A 2,920-nucleotide genomic window follows, 5' to 3' on the forward strand; every position below is an offset into this window, starting at 1 on the left:
CCGAAGCAATGTCAATCAGTATGTAGCGCCCATTATGAAAGACCTGGACGTGCTTACCACTGAAATCAAATCTGATTCCATTGGTACCAACCAAGAGGCCCTTCAGAAAAAGTTGGATGTCATCGTCAAGGCTCATCCCGAGCTAGATGCCGCGCTTCTCGGCAATGCGAAAGGGCAATACATACGTTCGCCGAAAAAACAGGAGGACGATTATGACCCCCGGGAGAGAAAATGGTACAAAAATGCAATGCTGGAAAAGGGCAAGGTATTCGTCGGTGTTCCAGTTGCCAGCGTCACGACAGGGAATTTAGTCGTTAATATATCGGGAACGCTGGAGGACGGTGAAGGAGCTGTTTCATTGGCTTTGAATCTGGACAAGATGGGTGAAAGTCTGCAGTCTGTTAAGATTGGTGAACGCGGAGGACTCATTATTGTTGATTCTGAACATAAAGTTGTATCTGGGACTGGAACAGCCTTTAACAAGGCAGGCAAAAAACCTGCTGACGCCATAGAGGGACTTCCCGAAGTGGCGACAACCGTCGAAAATGATACTCCTTCCATGTCGCAAATTCAATTTATGAATCGAGATATGCTGGCCTTTACACTTAAGGACCCTCTCACCGGTTGGAACATTATCGCACTGTCGGATCTGGAGGATTACAGTGATGCAGCCCAACCGATTCTGAAGCAAAGCCTGATTGTGATTGTCATTTCCATACTTGCCGCTGCAATCATCATTGTGCTTATGGTCCGCTCGTTCTTAATTCCGCTGCGCAAGCTGCAAGCAGGAACACGCATCGTCCGTGACGGAAATCTGACCGAACGTGTTAATCTATCCAGCAAGGATGAGTTCGGCGAACTGGCACAGAATTTTGACCAGATGACGCATTCCTTGCATACGATGGTTTCCGAGGTCAATCAAACGTCCTCCCGACTTGCTTCCTCTTCTCTGATGATCAAGGAAAGCACAGAGCAAACGACGGAGTCCGTACAACACGTAGCGGAAACGGTTATGGAATCCGCAGAAAATGCAGCCACCAGCGCCGAGGCATCCGAGCAAACCGCTAATGCCGTTGAAGAAATGGCGAAGGGTGTCAGCACCATTGCCGAATCGGCAAGCTCCATCGTGGATTCAGCAGGACAAACCGAGCATGATGTGGCTCAAGGCAGTCAAATGATCAGCCATGTGCGGACACAAATGGACCGTATTCTGGAAGCTGTAAGCCAAACAGCTAGCCTGATGGATGAGCTATCCCAGCTCTCAGACGATGCGAAGCAGATGAATACAGCTATTGCCGCCATTGCCAAGCAAACCAATTTGTTGTCTCTGAACGCGTCTATTGAAGCTTCCAGAGCAGGCGAAGCCGGGCGTGGATTTGCCGTAGTCGCTATAGAGGTACGCAAGCTGTCTGAGCAATCCAAGGAAAGCGCGGATTCCATCAGTCAGATCATTACTCAGATGCTCGATTTGATTCAACGCTCCACCGCTACCATGAACGGTAATGTTCGTAACCAGGTAGGTGAAGGATTACGTATTAGCCAAGATGCAGAAGGTGCATTTACGAATATTGAACGCTCTACATCTCATATCGTGGAACAAATTCAAAGCGTGTCCGCTGCGGCTGAACAAATCTCAGCCAGTACAGAGGAAGTTTCCGCTACTGTCACCCATTTGGCAAGTCTGTCTCGCAATTCAGCGGACAGTTCACAGACAACATCTGCTGCCGCTCAGGAGCAAATGGCGGCCATGGAGGAAATCGCATCTTCGTCTCAGGAGTTGTCCAACATGGCGCAGGATTTGCAACAGCTTGTTAAGCGATTTAAGATTTAACTTACACATTGCATCGTTGCAATTTCATGCAAGTAAGAATGAACAGCAATACATCTTATGACTAACAAAAGCCTTCGTCCGTATACAAATTACGGGCGAAGGCTTTTTACATTAGAGTTCTTAGGATGCTCTCTCTCTTGTCTACTTATAGGGTCATCTGACCGGTTAATTGACGGCGTCTATCTCCTTCGGGGTCTTGCTCTACCTTAATATCCTGATGGAAAATAGCTGTAGTCCGCTCTTCCCTGTCGTACATCGGCCAAGCCCCCTCAGACAGCACAGGCTTCCCATCACGTGCAAAAGCAACCCATGCCTGCTGCATAGCTTGAGCCAGCTTTTGCATCGACGGTTGAATCTCTAATCCAAGCTTACCTAGCAACTCCAGATTATCGAAAACAAACGCAATTTCGGCACCGTGAACCGCTTGTCCAAAGGTAGGATGCCCCGGCAATGTCCAATCAAAACGATACATCCATACAGGCGTATGCGCCGACTGCGCAACAGCAAGAGCCAATGCAGGACGCCAAAAAAATAGATCAGTCAACATTTGTGCCTGTCCCTCAATCGTAACCGGAAATGGTTCTATCAGGTCGCCGATGTCTGACATGCCCGTCATCATCTCCAATGCCTGACTCGCTGTTGACTTGTTCATTAGATGGGATTCTTTTCGGATGAAATAGGCCCCCTCATGCAAGTTCGTTCCAATCAAAACGGATACCTGCTTTGCTGAACCTTGCGCGATTGCAGACAGCGGTACATCTGGCAAGGTCACACCGTCCACAACGGGTTGATAGATCATCGCCATTCCTGGTCCGATGACTTCATGCGTCTTCGCCATAGCTAGCATCAGCGCATCTGTCGGCAGTGTAAACAACCGTTCTGGATGCTGAGTGTCCACACCCAGCTGCTGCAGATACACAGCCGTCACTTGTTCAGCCTGTGAAGTTGACAATACCTGCGACGCACCACTCTGCAAAATCGCACGCTGGAACAGTCCCTCAGCTGCTGGCATCGCCAATAAAGCGGCAATACTCATCGCCCCTGCCGATTCACCGAACACCGTTACTTCGTCCGAGTTACCGCCAAAGG

2 protein-coding genes are annotated in these 2,920 nt (G+C 49.2%); one reads left to right on the top strand and one right to left on the bottom strand.

What is annotated here, in order from left to right:
- Window positions 1–1,831, top strand: a 1,831-nt coding sequence (locus tag GRP75_RS23270; RefSeq protein ID WP_160790491.1) for a methyl-accepting chemotaxis protein, incomplete at its 5' end; no start/stop codon positions are given.
- Window positions 1,832–1,976: 145 nt separating this feature from the next.
- On the opposite strand, the gene GRP75_RS23275 is transcribed toward GRP75_RS23270, so the two are convergent.
- The coding region (locus tag GRP75_RS23275; RefSeq protein WP_160790492.1) for a carboxylesterase family protein at window positions 1,977–2,920 on the bottom strand (944 nt) is incomplete at its 5' end.

Source organism: Paenibacillus sp. OT2-17 (genome assembly GCF_009827695.1).
GTDB classification, from domain to species: domain Bacteria; phylum Bacillota; class Bacilli; order Paenibacillales; family Paenibacillaceae; genus Paenibacillus; species Paenibacillus polymyxa_B.